At 71.3% G+C, this 16,623-nt stretch carries 12 protein-coding genes and 1 pseudogene; 7 read left to right on the top strand and 6 right to left on the bottom strand.

Annotation, left to right across the window (positions count from 1 at the left end; all coding sequences use genetic code 11):
* Nucleotides 1-362: 362 nt before the first annotated feature.
* The 4 genes from ACFW22_RS02510 (at nucleotide 363) to glgB (ending at nucleotide 8,079) form a co-directional block, all read left to right on the top strand.
* Nucleotides 363-2,348, top strand: coding sequence for an alpha-1,4-glucan--maltose-1-phosphate maltosyltransferase (locus tag ACFW22_RS02510; RefSeq protein WP_386397712.1), 1,986 nt, complete (start codon nucleotides 363-365; stop codon nucleotides 2,346-2,348).
* Nucleotides 2,345-4,039: a maltose alpha-D-glucosyltransferase gene (gene treS / locus ACFW22_RS02505; protein WP_386397708.1), complete on the top strand. Its 1,695-nt coding sequence runs from the start codon at nucleotides 2,345-2,347 to the stop codon at nucleotides 4,037-4,039. Before ACFW22_RS02510 ends, treS begins: the two co-directional genes overlap by 4 nt.
* Before the next feature lie 257 nt (nucleotides 4,040-4,296).
* Nucleotides 4,297-5,646: a maltokinase gene (locus tag ACFW22_RS02500; RefSeq protein ID WP_386397705.1), complete on the top strand. Its 1,350-nt coding sequence runs from the start codon at nucleotides 4,297-4,299 to the stop codon at nucleotides 5,644-5,646.
* A 129-nt stretch (nucleotides 5,647-5,775) separates the two neighbouring features.
* On the top strand, nucleotides 5,776-8,079 hold the full coding sequence (gene glgB, locus ACFW22_RS02495; protein WP_386397702.1) for a 1,4-alpha-glucan branching enzyme: 2,304 nt from the start codon (nucleotides 5,776-5,778) through the stop codon (nucleotides 8,077-8,079).
* Here glgB and ACFW22_RS02490 read toward each other — a convergent pair.
* Complete coding sequence (locus tag ACFW22_RS02490; protein ID WP_386397699.1) at nucleotides 8,066-10,318, bottom strand: HelD family protein; 2,253 nt, start codon at nucleotides 10,316-10,318, stop codon at nucleotides 8,066-8,068. The two genes, glgB and ACFW22_RS02490, sit on opposite strands and share 14 nt — an antisense overlap.
* A 370-nt stretch (nucleotides 10,319-10,688) precedes the next feature.
* Entirely contained in the window at nucleotides 10,689-10,883 is a 195-nt protein-coding gene (locus ACFW22_RS02485) for a hypothetical protein (RefSeq protein WP_386397696.1), read from the bottom strand.
* Nucleotides 10,884-11,185: 302 nt separating this feature from the next.
* Between ACFW22_RS02485 and ACFW22_RS02480 the strand changes: the two genes are divergently transcribed.
* On the top strand, nucleotides 11,186-11,878 hold the full coding sequence (locus ACFW22_RS02480) for a hypothetical protein (RefSeq protein ID WP_386397693.1): 693 nt from the start codon (nucleotides 11,186-11,188) through the stop codon (nucleotides 11,876-11,878).
* 368 nt (nucleotides 11,879-12,246) lie between these two features.
* On the opposite strand, the gene ACFW22_RS02475 is transcribed toward ACFW22_RS02480, so the two are convergent.
* Genes ACFW22_RS02475 through ACFW22_RS02465 form a run of 3 tightly spaced genes read right to left on the bottom strand, consistent with a single transcriptional unit; the run spans nucleotide 12,247 to nucleotide 13,574 of the window.
* Nucleotides 12,247-12,585 carry a thioredoxin family protein gene (locus ACFW22_RS02475; RefSeq protein WP_384881425.1) on the bottom strand — a complete coding sequence of 113 codons (339 nt, stop codon included), beginning with the start codon at nucleotides 12,583-12,585 and terminating at the stop codon, nucleotides 12,247-12,249.
* 5 nt (nucleotides 12,586-12,590) lie between these two features.
* Nucleotides 12,591-13,007, bottom strand: coding sequence for a MerR family transcriptional regulator (locus ACFW22_RS02470; RefSeq protein WP_384881428.1), 417 nt, complete (start codon nucleotides 13,005-13,007; stop codon nucleotides 12,591-12,593).
* 42 nt (nucleotides 13,008-13,049) lie between these two features.
* Nucleotides 13,050-13,574 carry an Lrp/AsnC family transcriptional regulator gene (locus ACFW22_RS02465; protein ID WP_384881431.1) on the bottom strand — a complete coding sequence of 175 codons (525 nt, stop codon included), beginning with the start codon at nucleotides 13,572-13,574 and terminating at the stop codon, nucleotides 13,050-13,052.
* 67 nt (nucleotides 13,575-13,641) lie between these two features.
* On the opposite strand from ACFW22_RS02465, the gene ACFW22_RS02460 reads away from it, so the two are divergent.
* Together ACFW22_RS02460 and ACFW22_RS02455 are read left to right on the top strand one after the other, a co-directional pair.
* Nucleotides 13,642-14,538 carry an NAD-dependent epimerase/dehydratase family protein gene (locus tag ACFW22_RS02460; protein ID WP_386397688.1) on the top strand — a complete coding sequence of 299 codons (897 nt, stop codon included), beginning with the start codon at nucleotides 13,642-13,644 and terminating at the stop codon, nucleotides 14,536-14,538.
* Nucleotides 14,493-14,804: pseudogene (locus ACFW22_RS02455) on the top strand (aldo/keto reductase); the annotation flags it as partial. The gene ACFW22_RS02460 and the pseudogene ACFW22_RS02455, both read left to right, overlap by 46 nt.
* Nucleotides 14,805-15,095: 291 nt before the next feature.
* Here ACFW22_RS02455 and ACFW22_RS02450 read toward each other — a convergent pair.
* Complete coding sequence (locus ACFW22_RS02450; RefSeq protein WP_386397685.1) at nucleotides 15,096-16,448, bottom strand: cation:dicarboxylate symporter family transporter; 1,353 nt, start codon at nucleotides 16,446-16,448, stop codon at nucleotides 15,096-15,098.
* Nucleotides 16,449-16,623: the final 175 nt, after the last annotated feature.

Below are 16,623 nucleotides of genomic sequence, written 5' to 3'. Positions count from 1 at the left end.
CGGACTCCGCCGCGCTGCGCGTCCCGTGCGGAGCGCACGGCCCCCCGACCGTCGAGGGCGGGGGCGTTTTCTTGGCCGGTTCTCGTCCGGGCCGAGCGCTTGCCCGCGGGGCTACGCCCTAGTAGTTAACAAAGCGCCGGATTGCCCACCCGAGAACCGCGGGAAGGCTCCTGCGGTACGAACCGGAAACCATCTCCCGTGCACCCCTCCCATCCCTTTTGTTCATCCCTGTGGACCCGCCATCCGAGTGAACGCGGACAGGAGCCGTCATGCCCGCAACCCGCCGGCCGTCGACGGAGCTACAAAGAGCGCACCACCACCCGCACCCCCGTACCCCGTCAGGTGATGCTGTGAATCCGCTCATGGGACGCATTCCCGTACTGGACGTCCGCCCGTTGGTCGACTGCGGCCGGCGCCCCGCGAAGGCGGTGGCCGGAGAGTCCTTCGAGGTGACGGCGACCGTCTTCCGCGAGGGCCACGACGCGGTCGCCGCCAATGTCGTACTGTGCGACCCCTCGGGGCGCACCGGCCCCTGGACCCCGATGCGCGAACTGGCCCCGGGCACCGACCGCTGGGGGGCCGAGGTCACCCCGGACGTCGAGGGCCCGTGGACGTACGCCGTCGAGGCCTGGAGCGATCCGGTGGCCACCTGGCGCCATACGGCGAAGATCAAGATTCCGGCCGGGATCGACTCCGAACTGGTCCTCGCCGAAGGTGCCGAGCTGCACGAGCGGGCCGCGAAGGGGGTCCCGAAGAAGGGCGGCGGCCGGGAGGCCGTGCTCGCGGCGGTGGACGCGCTGCGCGACGGGTCCCGCCCGGCGGCCGTGCGGCTCGCGGCGGCCCTCGCCCCACAGGTGATCGACGCCCTGGACCGGCACCCGCTGCGCGAACTCCTCTCCGTCTCGCCGGCGTTGCCGCTGCAGGTGGAGCGCGAGCGCGCCCTGTTCGGCTCCTGGTACGAGTTCTTCCCCCGCTCGGAGGGGGTGCGGACGGTCGGGGGGCGGACGGTTCCGGGGAACTTCCGGACCGCGGCCGGGCGGCTTCCGGCGATCGCGGCCATGGGCTTCGACGTGGTGTACCTGCCGCCGGTGCACCCGATCGGCGAGACCCACCGCAAGGGCCCCAACAACTCCCTCTCGGCCGGACCGAACGACGTGGGCGTGCCGTGGGCGATCGGCTCGCCGGAGGGCGGGCACGACGCGCTCCACCCGGACCTGGGCACCTTCGAGGACTTCGACGCCTTCGTGGCGCGGGCCCGGGAGCTCCGGCTGGAGATCGCCCTGGACTTCGCGCTCCAGTGCTCGCCGGACCATCCGTGGGTGGAGAAGCATCCGGAGTGGTTCCACCATCGGCCGGACGGCTCGATCGCGTACGCGGAGAACCCGCCGAAGAAGTACCAGGACATCTACCCGATCGCGTTCGACCGGGACATGGACGGGATCGTCGCGGAGACCGTGCGGGTGCTGCGGCACTGGATGGACCACGGGATCAGGATCTTCCGCGTGGACAATCCGCACACGAAGCCGGTGGTGTTCTGGGAGCGGGTGATCGGCGAGGTCAACCGGACGGACCCGGACGTGATCTTCCTGGCGGAGGCGTTCACCCGGCCGGCGATGATGCGGACCCTCGGGGCGGTCGGCTTCCAGCAGTCGTACACCTACTTCACCTGGCGCAACACCAAGGAGGAGCTGACGGAGTACCTCACCGAGCTGTCCGGGGAGACGGCCGCCGTGATGCGGCCGAACTTCTTCGTGAACACCCCCGACATCCTGCACGCCTACCTCCAGGAGGGCGGGCGGCCCGCGTTCGAGGTGCGGGCGGTCCTCGCGGCGACGCTCTCGCCGTCCTGGGGCGTGTACGCCGGGTACGAGCTGTGCGAGAACGTCCCGCTGCGGGCCGGGAGCGAGGAGTACCTCGACTCGGAGAAGTACCAACTCAAGCCGCGCGACTGGGAGTCGGCGGAGCGCTCGGGAGCGACGATCACTCCGCTGATCACCGCCCTGAACCGGATCAGGCGTCGCCACCCGGCTCTGCACAGGCTGCGGAACCTGTCCTTCCATGACACGGACAACCCGCAGGTGATCGCCTACTCGAAGCGTTCGGGTGCGAACACCGTCCTGGTGGTCGTCAACCTCGACCCGCACCACACCCAGGAGGCGACGGTCTCGTTGAACATGCCGGAACTCGGCCTGGACTGGCACGAGACCGTGCCGGTGCGCGACGAGCTCACCGGCGAGACCTATCACTGGGGCAGGGCCAGTTACGTGCGCCTAGAGCCGGGTGTCACGCCCGCGCACGTCCTCGTCCTGCGACCGTCCCCGCAGACCGGAGGGTCACCCACATCATGACTGTCAACGAGCCCGTCCCCGACACCTTCGAGGACACCCCCGCCAAGGACCGCGATCCCGACTGGTTCAAGCGGGCGGTGTTCTACGAGGTCCTCGTCCGCTCCTTCCAGGACAGCAACGGCGACGGCATCGGCGATCTGAAGGGCATCACGTCCAAGCTGGACTACCTCCAGTGGCTGGGCGTGGACTGCCTCTGGCTGCCGCCGTTCTTCAAGTCCCCGCTGCGGGACGGCGGCTACGACGTCGCCGACTACACCTCCGTGCTCCCCGAGTTCGGCGACCTGGCCGACTTCGTGGAGTTCGTCGACGCGGCCCACCAGCGCGGCATCCGCGTGGTCATCGACTTCGTCATGAACCACACCAGCGACCAGCACCCGTGGTTCCAGGAGTCCCGGCGCGACCCGGAGGGCCCGTACGGCGACTACTACATCTGGGCGGACGACGACAAGCAGTACGCGGACGCCCGGATCATCTTCGTCGACACGGAGTCCTCCAACTGGACCTTCGACCCGGTCCGCAAGCAGTACTTCTGGCACCGCTTCTTCTCGCACCAGCCGGACCTCAACTACGAGAACCCGGCGGTGCAGGAGGAGATCCTCTCCGCGCTGAAGTTCTGGCTGGACCTGGGGATCGACGGCTTCCGGCTCGACGCGGTGCCGTACCTCTACCAGGAGGAGGGCACCAACTGCGAGAACCTCCCGGCCACCCACGCCTTCCTCAAGCGGGTCCGCAAGGAGATCGACGACCACTACCCGGACACGGTGCTGCTCGCCGAGGCCAACCAGTGGCCGGAGGACGTCGTCGACTACTTCGGCGACTTCCCCTCGGGCGGCGACGAGTGCCACATGGCCTTCCACTTCCCGGTGATGCCGCGGATCTTCATGGCCGTGCGGCGCGAGTCCCGCCACCCGGTCTCGGAGATCCTGGCGAAGACCCCGCAGATCCCGTCCGGCTGCCAGTGGGGCATCTTCCTGCGCAACCACGACGAGCTCACCCTCGAAATGGTCACGGACGAAGAGCGCGACTACATGTACGCCGAGTACGCCAAGGACCCGCGGATGCGGGCCAACATCGGCATCCGGCGCCGGCTCGCACCGCTCCTCGACAACGACCGCAAGCAGATGGAGCTCTTCACCGCGCTGCTCTTCTCGCTGCCCGGCTCACCGGTGCTCTACTACGGCGACGAGATCGGCATGGGCGACAACATCTGGCTGGGCGACCGGGACGGGGTGCGGACCCCGATGCAGTGGACGCCCGACCGGAACGCGGGCTTCTCCTCCTGCGATCCGGGGCGGCTCTACCTGCCGGCCATCATGGACCCGGTCCACGGCTACCAGGTGACGAACGTCGAGGCGGGCATGGCCTCGCCGTCCTCGCTGCTGCACTGGACGAAGCGGATGATCGAGGTCCGTAAGCAGAACCGGGCCTTCGGGACGGGGACGTACACGGAACTCCCCTCCTCCAACCCGGCGGTGCTGGCCTTCCTCCGGGAGGACGGCGACGACCTGGTCCTCTGCGTGAACAACTTCTCCCGGTTCGCGCAGCCCACCGAACTCGACCTGCGGCGCTTCAACGGCAGCCGTCCGGTGGAGCTGATCGGCGGGGTGCGGTTCCCGGCCATCGGGCAGCTGCCCTACCTCCTGACCCTTGCGGGTCACGGCTTCTACTGGTTCCGTCTCCACACGACCTGAGCGAAGAGCAGTTCTTCCGCACCGGTGCAATTGCCCGGGGTGTGGCGGTTTCCCCCGCCCCACCCTGGGCACTGTGAACCACACACGATCCGCGCCAGGCACCAGGCCCATCCGGGCCCACTTGGCGGACCCGTACGGATCTTCCCCCTCCGACACGTCCCGCACCTCCGGACAGCCATAGCCGCAATCCGGGACAATTTGCGCATTTGAATGCATATGAAAACCACGTGCGCGCCCCGGGGAAAGGACGCGATGCCATGCAGGAAACCGCATCCACCACCCGGGCCCCGGACGCCCTCCTCCCGTCCCTCGCCCCCCTGCTCCACGAATGGCTGCCGCGGCAGCGCTGGTTCGCGGGCAAAGGCCGCCGGGTCACCGGATTCACCCTGGACGCGGCCACCGAGCTGCTGCCCCTCGACGGTGCGGGCCCCGGCCTCCTCCACCTCCTCGTACGGGTCGAGCAACCCGGCCGCCCGACCGGCACGCCCGCCGATTGCTACCAACTGCTCCTCGGCGTACGGGCCCAGCTCCCGCCCCGCCTCGCCCCCGCCCTGATCGGGCGGATCCGGCAGGGCCCGCTCGCCGGACGCGCCGTCTACGAAGGGCTGCGCGACCCGCGGCTCGCCGGCCTCCTCTACGAGCGGCTGCGCACCCCGGGCCGGACCGGCCCCCTGCGCTTCCACGCCACGACGGCACTGCCCGCCGCCCCGGCCCCCCGGATGCTCGACGCGGAACAGTCCAACTCCTCCCTGGTCTACGGGGACGCGTTCATCCTGAAGATCTTCCGGCGGGTCAGCCCGGGCGCCAACCCGGACCTGGAACTCCCCCTCGCACTGAGCCGGGCCGGCTGCGCCCGGGTCCCCGCACCGGTCGCCTGGTTCGAATCGGGCGCCGCGACCCTCGGCGTCCTCCAGCCCTACCTGCGGGACTCCCGCGACGGCTGGCGACTCGCGCTCGACGCGCTCGCCGACGGACGGGAGTTCAGCACCGAGGCCCGGGCCCTCGGCCGCGCCACGGCGGAGGTCCACCTGGCCCTCGCCGAAGCGCTCCCCACCCGGCGCCTCCAACGGGCCGAGACCGAGCGGCTGGCCGCCGCCATGGACCGCAGGTTGCACGCGGCGGCACAGGCCGTCCCCGCGCTGCTGCCGCACGTACCGGGACTGCGGGCGGTCTTCGCGGCGGCCGGCGGCGCTCCGGGCGCCGGGATCGTCCAACGCATCCACGGGGACCTGCACCTCGGACAGACACTGCGGGGCTCCGACGGCGGCTGGGCCGTCATCGACTTCGAGGGAGAACCGGCGAAGCCGCTGGACGAGCGGCGCAGCCCGCAGCCCACGGTCCGCGACGTCGCCGGGATGCTCCGCTCCTTCGACTACGCGGCCCGCACCCACCGGCCCTGGAACGCGGACTGGGCGGCGCGCTGCCGGGCGGCGTACTGCACGGGCTACGCGGAGGCGGCGGGCACCGACCCGCGCGCGGACCCCGCGCTGCTCCGCGCCTACGAGACCGACAAGGCCGTCTACGAAGTGCTCTACGAGGCCCGCCACCGCCCGGACTGGCTCCCGGTCCCCATGTCGGCGATCGAACGCCTGGCGACGTCCCGGTGACCGCCCCGCCCGCACCCGCCCCCTCCGCGGGGCCCACCCGTTCGGAGCAGTCCGCGCGCCGTCCGGCGGGGCCGCCGACTGCGGCGGGACGGACGGAGCCCGTTCGGCCGAGTTTCCTGCCCCCGCACCATGCCGTTGCCTAGCCGTACCCGTGTCCCCCCGTACCCCTCGCCCCAGGAGGCACCCCCTGTGACCGCCCGATCCGCAGGCAAGACGACCGGCAAAGCGCCCCGCGTGGCGCCCCCGCTCGACCCCGGCGACCGGGCCCGGCTGCTCGCCGGGGAGCACCACGATCCACACGGCCTCCTCGGTGCGCATCCGGTCCGGGGCGGGATCGTCATCAGGGTGCTGCGCCCGTGGGCGCGGTCCGTGGCCGCGCTGCTGCCGAAGGGCCGCCGCATCGAGCTCCACGACGACGGGGACGGCTTCTTCTCCGCACTCGTCCCGCTGCTCCGCAAGGTGCCCGCCTACGAGCTCCGGGTGCGGTACGAGGACGGCGGCGAGGAGTTGGCCCTCCACGACCCGTACCGCTTCCTGCCGTCGCTCGGCGAACTCGACCTGCACCTGATCGGCGAGGGCCGGCACGAGGAGCTGTGGACGGCACTCGGCTCGCGGGTGATGGTCCACGGGGGCGTGAGCGGCACCCGCTTCGCGGTGTGGGCGCCGAACGCACGCGGCGTCCGGGTCACCGGCGACTTCACCCACTGGGACGGCACGGCGCTGCCGATGCGCTCGCTGGGCTCGACCGGCGTGTGGGAACTGTTCGTGCCGGGGATCGGCGAAGGGGCCGTCTACAAGTACGACATCACCCGCCCGGACGGCTCGCACACGGTCCGCGCGGACCCCATGGCCCGCCGGACCGAGTGCCCGCCGAACACCGCGTCGATCGTCACGGAGTCGCACTACTCCTGGGACGACGCGGAGTGGATGGAGCGGCGCGGCGCCCGCCCGCCGCACGAGGCGCCGATCTCCGTGTACGAGGTGCACCTGCCGTCCTGGCGGCCGGGGCTGACCTACCGGCAACTGGCGGAGCAGCTCCCCTCGTACGTGAAGGACCTGGGCTTCACGCACGTGGAGCTGATGCCCGTCACCGAGCACCCCTTCGGCGGGTCCTGGGGCTACCAGGTCACCGGGTTCTACGCGCCGACGGCGCGCATGGGCACCCCGGACGACTTCAGGTTCCTGGTGGACGCGTTGCACCGGGCGGGGATCGGCGTCCTGATGGACTGGGTCCCGGCGCACTTCCCGAAGGACGACTGGGCGCTGGCGGAGTTCGACGGGCGCCCGCTGTACGAGCACGAGGACCCGCGGCGCTCGCACCACCCCGACTGGGGGACGCTGGAGTTCGACTACGGACGCAAGGAGGTCCGGAACTTCCTGGTCGCGAACGCCGTCTACTGGTGCCAGGAGTTCCACGTGGACGGGCTCCGGGTGGACGCGGTGGCGTCGATGCTCTACCTCGACTACTCGCGGGAGCACGGGGAGTGGCTGCCGAACGAGCACGGGGGCCGGGAGAACCTGGACGCGGTGGCGTTCCTCCAGGAGATGAACGCCACGGTGTACCGGCGCTGCCCCGGCATCGTGACCTTCGCCGAGGAGTCCACCGCCTGGGACGGGGTGACCCGGGCGACGGACCAGGTGGGGCCGGGCGGTTTCGGCGGCCTGGGCTTCGGCATGAAGTGGAACATGGGCTGGATGCACGACTCGCTCGGCTACGTGGCGAAGGAGCCGGTGCACCGCAAGTACCACCACCACGAGATGACCTTCTCGATGGTGTACGCCTACAGCGAGAACTACATCCTGCCGATCTCGCACGACGAAGTCGTGCACGGCAAGCGGGCGCTGGTCTCCAAGATGCCGGGCGACTGGTGGCAGCAGCGGGCCGACCACCGTGCGTACCTGGGCTTCATGTGGGCCCACCCGGGAAAGCAGCTCCTCTTCATGGGGCAGGAGTTCGCCCAGGGTGCGGAGTGGTCGGCGGACCACGGGCCGGACTGGTGGCTGCTCGACCCGGCGTACGGGGCGGAGGCGGACCACCGCGGGGTGCGGGACCTCGTCCGCGACCTGAACACGGTGTACGCGGCGACGCCGTCGCTCTGGGAGCGGGACACGGTCCCGGAGGGCTTCCAGTGGGTGGTGGGGGACGCGGCGGAGGACAACGTCTTCGCCTTCCTGCGCTTCGACGGCTTCGGGACACCGCTGCTCGCGGTGTCGAACTTCTCGCCGGTGGTGCGCCACGACTACCGGCTCGGCGTGCCGGACGCCTTCGCGGCCTGGGCGGAGGTACTGAACACCGACGCGGCGCGCTACGGCGGCGGGAACGTGGTGGGCACCGACCCGGTGAAGACCGAGTCGGTGCCGTGGCACGGTCGTTCGGCGAGCGTGCGGATGACGCTGCCGCCGTTGGCGACGGTCTGGCTCAGCCCGGCGTGACGGCCGCGGGCCGGATGACGCCCATCCGCTGGGTGGCCCGGGTCAGCGCCACGTACAGGTCGTTGACCCCGTGCGTGGCGCCGGCCCGGATGCCGTCCGGGTCGACGACGAGGACGGTGTCGAACTCCAGGCCCTTGACCTGCCGGGGGTCGAGGAGGACGACGGGTCGGGTGAGGTCGGGGCGCGGGCCGTGCGAGGCGTCGGGGAGCGCGGCGATCAGGCCCGGGTGCAGCCCGGGCGGGGCGATCACGGCGGTCCTGCCCTCCTCGCGGAGCGCGTCGGCGACCGCGTCGGCGACCTCCTTCACCGGGTCGTCCGCGGTGCGGTCCCAGGGCTGCACCCCGGTGGAGCGCACCGAGCGGGGCGGCTCGAAGTCCGGGTCGGCGGTCCTGCGCACCTCGGCGGCGACGGCCATGATCTCGGCGGGCGTGCGGTAGTTGACGCCGAGCCGGACGAGTTCCCAGCGGTCCTCGACGTACGGTCCGAGGATGTCCTGCCAGGCGCCGACGCCGGCCGGGTCACCGGTCTGGGCGGGATCGCCGACGAGGGTCATGGAGCGGCTGGGACTGCGGCGCATCAACAGTCGCCAGGCCATGGCGGAGAGCTCCTGGGCCTCGTCGACGATGATGTGGCCGAAGGCCCAGGTGCGGTCGGCGGCGGCCCGCTCGGCGGCGGTGCGGTGGTCGACCTCCTCGTGGCGTTCGGCGAAGCGTTCGGCGTCGATGATGTCGTGGGCGGAGAGGACCTCGGAGGCGTCCTTGTCGAGCTCTTCCTTGTCCTCGAACTCGTAGGTGCGGGAGGCGAAGGAGACGTCGAGGACGCCCTGTGCGTACTGGATCTGCTTCTGGCGCTCGGCCTCTTCGGCGGCGCGGGCGGCCGAGTCGTCCTCGCCGAGGAGCTCGGCGGCCTCGTCGAGCAGGGGGACGTCGGCGGGGGTCCAGGGACCGTCGGTCCGCCTGATCGCGGCGGCGTCCGGCCCGTCGTCCAGGTGCGTGGGATCGCTGAGGTAGTCGGCGAGGAACTCCTGCGGGCCGAGGGCCGGCCACAGGGTGTCGATCGCCGCGTGCACCTCGGGGTTAGCGGCGATGCCCTTGGCGAGCAGGGCCCGGTCGTCGGGGCCGAGGAAGTTGGGGCCGCCGTAGGGGTCGGCGCCGATCCGGTCGGCGAGCTGTTCGGCGAGCGCGTCGAGGATCCGGAAGACGAAGTAGGGGCGGGCGAGGTTGTGCGGGAGGAAGGTCTCGCGGGCCTTGTGACGGGCTTCCAGGGCCATGTCCCAGTCGATGACCAGGTCACCGTCCTCGTGCGGGACGACCAGCGGCTCGCCGCGTTCGGGAACCCGCTGGCGGTCCCGTACGGCCTTCGCCAGGGCTTCGGCCATCTCCGCCGCGCCCTTGACGGCGGCGGCGCGCGGGGTGTCGGTGCCGGTGGCGCGGACACCGGGGAAGAGCTCGGCGGGGGTGGCGAGGAGGACGCCGGTCTCGCCGAGGGAGGGCAGGACGTTGCCGATGTAGCCGAGGAAGGCGGGGTTGGGGCCGACGATGAGGACCGCCCGCTTGGCGAGTTGCTCGCGGTGGGCGTAGAGGAGGTACGCGGCCCGGTGCAGGGCGACGGCGGTCTTGCCGGTGCCGGGACCGCCCTCGACGACGAGGACCCCCCGGTGCGGGGAGCGGATGATGGCGTCCTGCTCGGCCTGGATGGTCTGCACGATGTCGTGCATGCGGCCGGTGCGGGCGGCGTCGAGCGCGGCGAGCAGCACCTCGTCGGCGTCCCGGCCCTCGTGGCCGGTGCGGGTGGCGTCGGCGAGGTCGAGGACCTCGTCGTGGAGCGAGACGACCTCACGGCCGCGGGTGGTGAGGTGTCGCCGTCGGGAGAGGCCCATCGGTTCGTATCCGGTGGCCAGGTAGAAGGGTCGGGCGACCTCGGCGCGCCAGTCGACGACGAGCGGGGTCCGTTGCGGGTCGTCCTTGCGGATGCCGAGCCGGCCGATGTGGTGGTCGCGGCCGTCCTTGAAGACGAGCCGACCGAAGCAGAGCCCGCTCTCCCCCGCGTTGAGGGCGGAGAGCAGTCCGGACTGCTCGGCGACCATCACGTCCCGTTCGAGACGGCCCTGGCTGCTGCCGACCCCGGGGGTGCGGAGCGCCCGCTCGACGGCGGCTTCGGCCTGGTTCCTCAGGTCGTCGAGTCGTGCATAGAGATCGGTGATGAATTGCTGCTCATTCCGAAATTCCTCGGTTGACAATTCGACTCCCGGCGCGATACAGTGCGTTTATTGAGCTTCTCCGCGCCTTTTCTGTGTCCGGGCGCGGAATCCACGAATATACGCGAAGCAATACCCCGACTGTCAATTCTAGTCGGGGTATTTCTGTATGCCGCGCCGTCGCCGGCGGCCCCTGGGCGAGTGAGCCCGAAGTGCCGGTCAATGGCCCTGGGCGACGAGTGATCGGGGGGATGGATGTTCCGCGGGGCCCTCGCTTCATGCACCCGAAAAACTTCGGACCTGCTCCTCCAGGTGGTGCGCCCTCCCCATGTGCCGCCGCGAGCCGAAGCACGATAGCCGCCACCTCCGAGGCAGCTGACCAGCAGTTTGAGGCGGCGAGGCGCGGTGGTCGTCACCAGGTCGACGCGCTGCCTGCCACCAGCGACGCGGAGGCGTGACTGTTGTCACAAGCTGCGGCGCCTTGTCCGCGGCCCGAGGTGCGTTCTTCGAAGGACGAGTCGCCGGCCTGCTCGACGGCGGCCGAGGCCCAGAGCATCCGCGCGGCGGCGCAGGCCGTCCCGTGGATCGGCGAGCTACGCCTTCTCATAGATGCGCAGTTCATCGGGTCCTCAAGAAGGAACGCCCCCCCACCACCACGCCCTCGGCTCGGGTCCCACGATCCGATCCCGCCCTTCGACGGCCCTCATCGCGGCTGGGTTTGCCGGGATGCGGAAGCCACCGCCCCACCCGGATTGCCATCCGACCGTTTTGTGTTCCCGATTCCGGTTGATGGAAGCTGGGGCGGAGGGGGTGGACGTGACGACACGGGCGAGGGCCAGGGCGCACAGCCCGGGAAGACTGCCGAGCCAGGATGGTGCCGGCCGGCGGTCGCCGGGCCGGACGCGGTTCATGGGCGTGCTGCTGATCCTGCTGTCCCTGATAGCGGCTGCAGCCTGCTACTCGGCGTTCGCCTGGTGGCTGCCCTACGACAGCAAGCGCTACCAGGACTACCGCGCGGCCGAGTCGTGCTCCTCCCGCGCAATGGGGCAGGGCCGGACGGACTGTCTGAGCACCTGGCGTCTCACCGTAGAGGAGACCGTGCGCAAGACCGCCGGGAAGGGCTCCTCCTACAAGGCGACCCTGACGGATCAGGATTCCTGGCGGGGAACCGTGTTCTTCGGTGACCCAGGGCCGCTCCTGAAGCGGCTCGAACCCGGCGACCAGGTCACAGCCACCGTCTGGCGGCGCGACATCGTGGTGCTCGGCAAGGACGGCGTGCGGCAAAACACCTCCCGGGCGCCCCGTGACGAGCTCCAGATGAACGCTGCCGTCGGCCTGCTCGCCGCGCTCGTCGCGCTTCAGGTCTTCGTGTTCGGTGCGGTGCGTCTTGTCAGGCCCTGTGACTACGAGCCCTTCACCTGGAATCCGTACGGCAAGCGGTTGCTCATCACCATCACCACGGTCTGTTTCGGGGTGGGCTTGCCAGCGGTGTGGATCGGCATCCCGTGGTGGAGCGTGCCCACCGTGGCCGTACCCGTGGTGGTGTACACGGCGGGTCTGACACACCACCGTCTGCGCCGCAGCGCCGCAGGCGGAGTGTGACCCGCCGGGCTTCCTGCGCCGAGGCCCTCCGGTCCACCCACCGGGCCGCGACCTCGATCTCCGCCGCCCCGGCGCAGTACGCGTCGCTCGGAAAGCACTGCCGCAGCAGGCCGTCCGTGTTCTCGTCCGAGGTGCGTTGCCAGGGGCTTGCCGGGTCGCGAAAGGGGTGCGCTTCCTTTCGAGGGACGTAGTCGCCCGACCTGCTCGACGGCGGCCGAGGCCCAGAACGTCCGCGCGGCGGCGCAGGCCGTCCCGTGGATCGGCGAGCTGCGCCCTCCCCTGGATGCGCAGTCCATCGGGCCCTGAGAAGAAACGCACCCCGCGACCCGAGCCGCGTGGGGGTTGCCCAGCACCTGGAACTCACTCGTCTAGTCCCACAGGTCCGCCAGCTCTTCCAGGAGGCGGCGCTTCGGACGGGCGCCGACGAGGGACTTCACGGGCTCGCCCGCCCGGAAGGCCAGCAGGGTCGGGGTGGCGAGCACCCCGTACCTCAGGCTGGTCTCCGGGTTCCGGTCCACGTCGATCTGCACGATCCGCAGCCGCCCCGCCTCCTCCTCGGCGATCGCGCCGAGCACCGGCTTCAACTGCCGGCACGGCCCGCACCACGGTGCCGTGAACATCACCAGGACCGGCAGCCCGGCACCGAGCACCTCCCCCTCGAAGTCCGCGTCCGTGACCTCCGCCACGCCCTCCGCATGCGTCGTCATCCCCGTCATCCCTCCGTGTCCGTCTCCGTCACCGCTCCGAGTTCGCACCGGGGCTCCGGACCCCGCGGAAGCTCCGCCTCGGCCCGCAGCAGCTGCGCACCCACCTGGGTGCGCACCTCCTGGAGCTGGGCGATGAGCGCGTCCAGCTCCGCCACCTTCCGCCGGTAGACGGCGATGGACGCGGGGCAGGAATCCCCCGCCGGGTGCCCCGCACGCAGGCAGTCGACGAACGGCCGCGTCTCCTCCAGCGCGAACCCGAAGTCCTGCAGGGTCCTGATCTGCTGGAGGAGCCGCAGGTCGTCCTCGTCGTACGTGCGGTACCCCAGGTCCGTGCGCCGGGCGGTCAGGAGACCACGGGACTCGTAGTACCGCAGGGTCCTGGTGGTGGTTCCGGCCCGCTCGGCCAGCTCTCCGATGCGCATGGCCACGACCGTAGGCCTTGACCCCGACGTCAGGGCAAGGGATCAGTGCGGGGCCTGCGGCAGGAGCGGCTTGCGGACCACCGGGGAGGACAGCACGATCGAGGTGGTGGTCCGACCGAGCGCCGACGTCTGCTCCAGGACCTCTTCGAGGTGGATGGTGTCGGTGACGGCGACCCTGAGGATCCAACAGTCCTCGCCGACCACGTGGTGGACCTCCAGCACCTCGGGGCGCGCGACCAGTTCCAGGGTGCGGGGGTGCTTCAGGGTGTACCCGCCGTGCGGGTTCACCCGGATGAACGCCTGGATGCCGTAGCCGAGCCGGGCCGGGGAGACGTGGGCCCCGTAACCGGTGACGACCCCGCTCGCCTCCAGCCGGCGGACCCGTTCGGTGACGGCCGCAGGGCTGAGCCGGACCCGGCGGCCGAGCTCACTGAGCTTGATCCGACCGTCGGTCTGCAGGAGGTCCAGGAGCTGCCGGTCAATGGGGTCGAAGGCCGCTGCCGAGGTTTCGTCGGCGGTACCGCGCGCATTCCGAGGTTCTTTCGGCCCGGCGACCTGGACTCCCATGTTTCCCCCTTCGTCGAACGGTCGCACAACGTAACACTTGTGCAGGAAGGCAAGGGAGTGGGGATTGATGGACGTTCTGGTCATCGGCGGAAACCGCTACGTCGGAAAGCGGCTCATTGCGCGGCTGCGGGAATCCGGGCACCGGGTCACGGTGCTCAACCGGGGCTCCAGGGCCGCCCCCGGGGGAATCGAGCACCTGAGGGCCGACCGCGATGACGAGCACGCGCTCTCCGCCGTGCTCGCCGGCCGCTCCTTCGACGTCGTCGTGGACCAGGTCTGTTACACCCCGCGCCAGGCCGAGGTCGCCCGCCGGGTGTTCGCGACGCGCACCCGGCGGTACCTGATGACCTCGACCGTGGAGGTGTACGCGGACCGGGACTCGCCCGCCCCCGTCGTCGAGTCCGCCCTCGACCTGGGCGCGGTCGCCGTCGACACCGAACTCCCTTGGGAGGAAAACGAGTTCCTGGCGGCGCACTACGGCGAGGGAAAGCGGCAGGCCGAGGCCGTCTTCGCGGACGGGGCGCCGTTCGCCTGGGCCTCGGTGCGGGTGGCGCACGTGCTCGGCGGCGCCGACGACTTCACCGGCCGGCTCGACCACTACGCGCGGCGGGTCCGCGCGGGCGAACCGATCGCCGTGCCGGTGGTCAACCACCCGGCGACCTACGTGTACGTGGAGGAGATCGCCGCCTTCCTGGCGTGGGCGGTCGAGGCGGACTTCACCGGCCCCGTGAACGCGCACTCCCACGGCGCGCTCACCACGGCCGACATCTGCGCGGAGGTCGAGAAGCTGGTGGGCGGCCGGACGGTCTTCCGACGGGTGGAGGGCGGCGAGGTCTCGCCGTTCTCCTTCGCCCGCGGGTACCGCATGGACAATTCCCGTGCGGTTTCGCTCGGTTACTCCTTCGGCGACTCCCGCGCATGGCTCGGGCGGGCCGTCGCCGAGACCGTCGGAGCGGGGCGCTGATGCGGCACCGGATGCCGGGGGACGTGCAGGTCGGGGCGGTCGGGCTCGGCACGATGCCGCTCTCCGTCGAGGGCCGGCCCGACGGGCGGAGGGCCGTCGCCACCGTGCGCGCCGCCCTCGACGCGGGGGTGACACTCCTCGACACCGCCGACTCCCACCACCTGCCGGGCGGCACGCACGGTGAGGGCGAACTGCCCGTCGCACGGGCCCTCGCCTCCCGTCCGGGCCGTACGGACGACGTGCTCGTGGCGACGAAGGGCGGGCGGGGGCGGACCGCGGACGGCGGCTGGACCGCGGACGGCAGGCCCGAGCACCTACGGCGGGCGGCGGGAGGCCTCGGCGTGACGGCTCGGCGGCGGAGGTGGCCGCGTCGGACGCCCGCACGAGCGGGTGCCTCCGACCGGGGCCGGAGGCACCCGCCGGGCCGAGGCCCGGATCCGGCTCAAGACCCGGGACTCGGGGTTCTGGGGGCCCGGGTCCGCCGTCCCGGCGGCGCGGGGGCGGTGCGGGCCGGCGGGTCGTCGCCGCGGGGAGGCCCTGGCGGGGGCGGGCGGGGGTCAGACTCCCGCGCGGGCCTTCTCGTCGCCCTCCTCGGCGCGCTGGTCGGGGAGCGGGGCCGCGGCGTGGTCGTCGAGGAGGGTCCGCTCGTCGAAGGGGACCCGCCCGGCGAGGACCTCGGTGACCCGTGCCGTGTCGATCTCCTTCGTCCAGGTGCCGACCAGTACCGTCGCAACGGCGTTGCCCGCGAAGTTGGTGAGGGCGCGCGCCTCGCTCATGAAGCGGTCGATGCCGACGATCAGGCCCACCCCGTCGACCAACTCGGGTCGGTGCGACTGGAGTCCGCCGGCGAGGGTGGCCAGTCCGGCGCCGGTGACGCCCGCCGCCCCCTTCGAAGCGATGATCATGAAGACGAGGAGCGAGACCTGCTCGCCGAGCGAGAGCGGGTCGCCCATGGCCTCGGCGGTGAAGAGCGAGGCCATCGTCAGGTAGATCGCGGTCCCGTCGAGGTTGAAGGAGTAGCCGGTCGGGACGGTGATGCCGACGACCGGCTTGCTGACGCCCAGGTGCTCCATCTTGGCGATGAGCCGGGGCAGCGCGGACTCCGAGGAGGAGGTGGAGAGGATCAGCAGGAACTCGCGGCCCAGGTACTTCAGGAGCGACCAGATGCCGATGCCGGCGATCAGGCGCAGCAGCGTCCCGAGGACGACGAAGACGAAGAGGCCGCAGGTCACGTAGAAGCCGATCATGATGATGGCGAGGGAGGCGAGCGCGGCGGCGCCGGTCGCGCCGACGACGGCCGCGATCGCGCCGAACGCACCGACCGGCGCAACCCACATGATCATGCCGAGGATGCGGAAGACCAACCGCTGGAGGTGCCCGATGCCGCGCAGGACCGGTTCCCCCGCCCCTCCCATGGCCTGGAGCGCGAAGCCGGCGAGGAGCGCGACCAGGAGGGTCTGGAGGACCTCGCCCCCGGTGAAGGCGGAGACCAGGGTGGTGGGGATGATCCCGAGCAGGAAGTCCGCGGTGGACTCGCTGGCGCCCTCGGCCTGCTTGGCGCCGGCCTCGGCGATCTCCGGGGTGAGGTGCAGTCCGGAGCCGGGTTCCAGGAGGTTGCCGACGAGCAGGCCGATCGCGAGTGCGACGGTCGACATCACGAGGAAGTAGCCGAGGGCGAGGCCGCCGACCGCTCCGACCTTGGCGGCCTTCCGGACCGAACCGACGCCGAGCACGATCGTGCAGAAGATGATCGGCGAGATCATCATCTTGATCAGGCTGACGAATCCGGTGCCGAGGGGTTTGAGTTCGACCGCGACGCCCGGCGCCAGGAAGCCGACCGCGATGCCGAGCAGGACGGCGCCGATGACGGCCAGGTACAGGTAAGGGGTGCGGTCCCGGCGTGCGGCCACGGGTCCTCCTCGTGCTGGTGGGTGTCCACGTCCCGGTGGACCTCCGCGACTATCCACCAGCCTGTGACCCGGGTCACGGTTGCGTGCCTTTCGTTCACGGCGGGACGACCGGCCCCGCGGGGAAGGGCACGATTCGGGAACGCGCTGCGCCCGCGTGCGTTCCCACGTGCACACT

Origin of the sequence: Streptomyces sp. NPDC058872, assembly GCF_042743065.1 — a bacterium.
Lineage (GTDB): Bacteria > Actinomycetota > Actinomycetes > Streptomycetales > Streptomycetaceae > Streptomyces.
The sequence above is the reverse complement of the archived record's forward strand: the minus strand, read 5'-3'. Positions and strand labels throughout refer to the sequence as shown.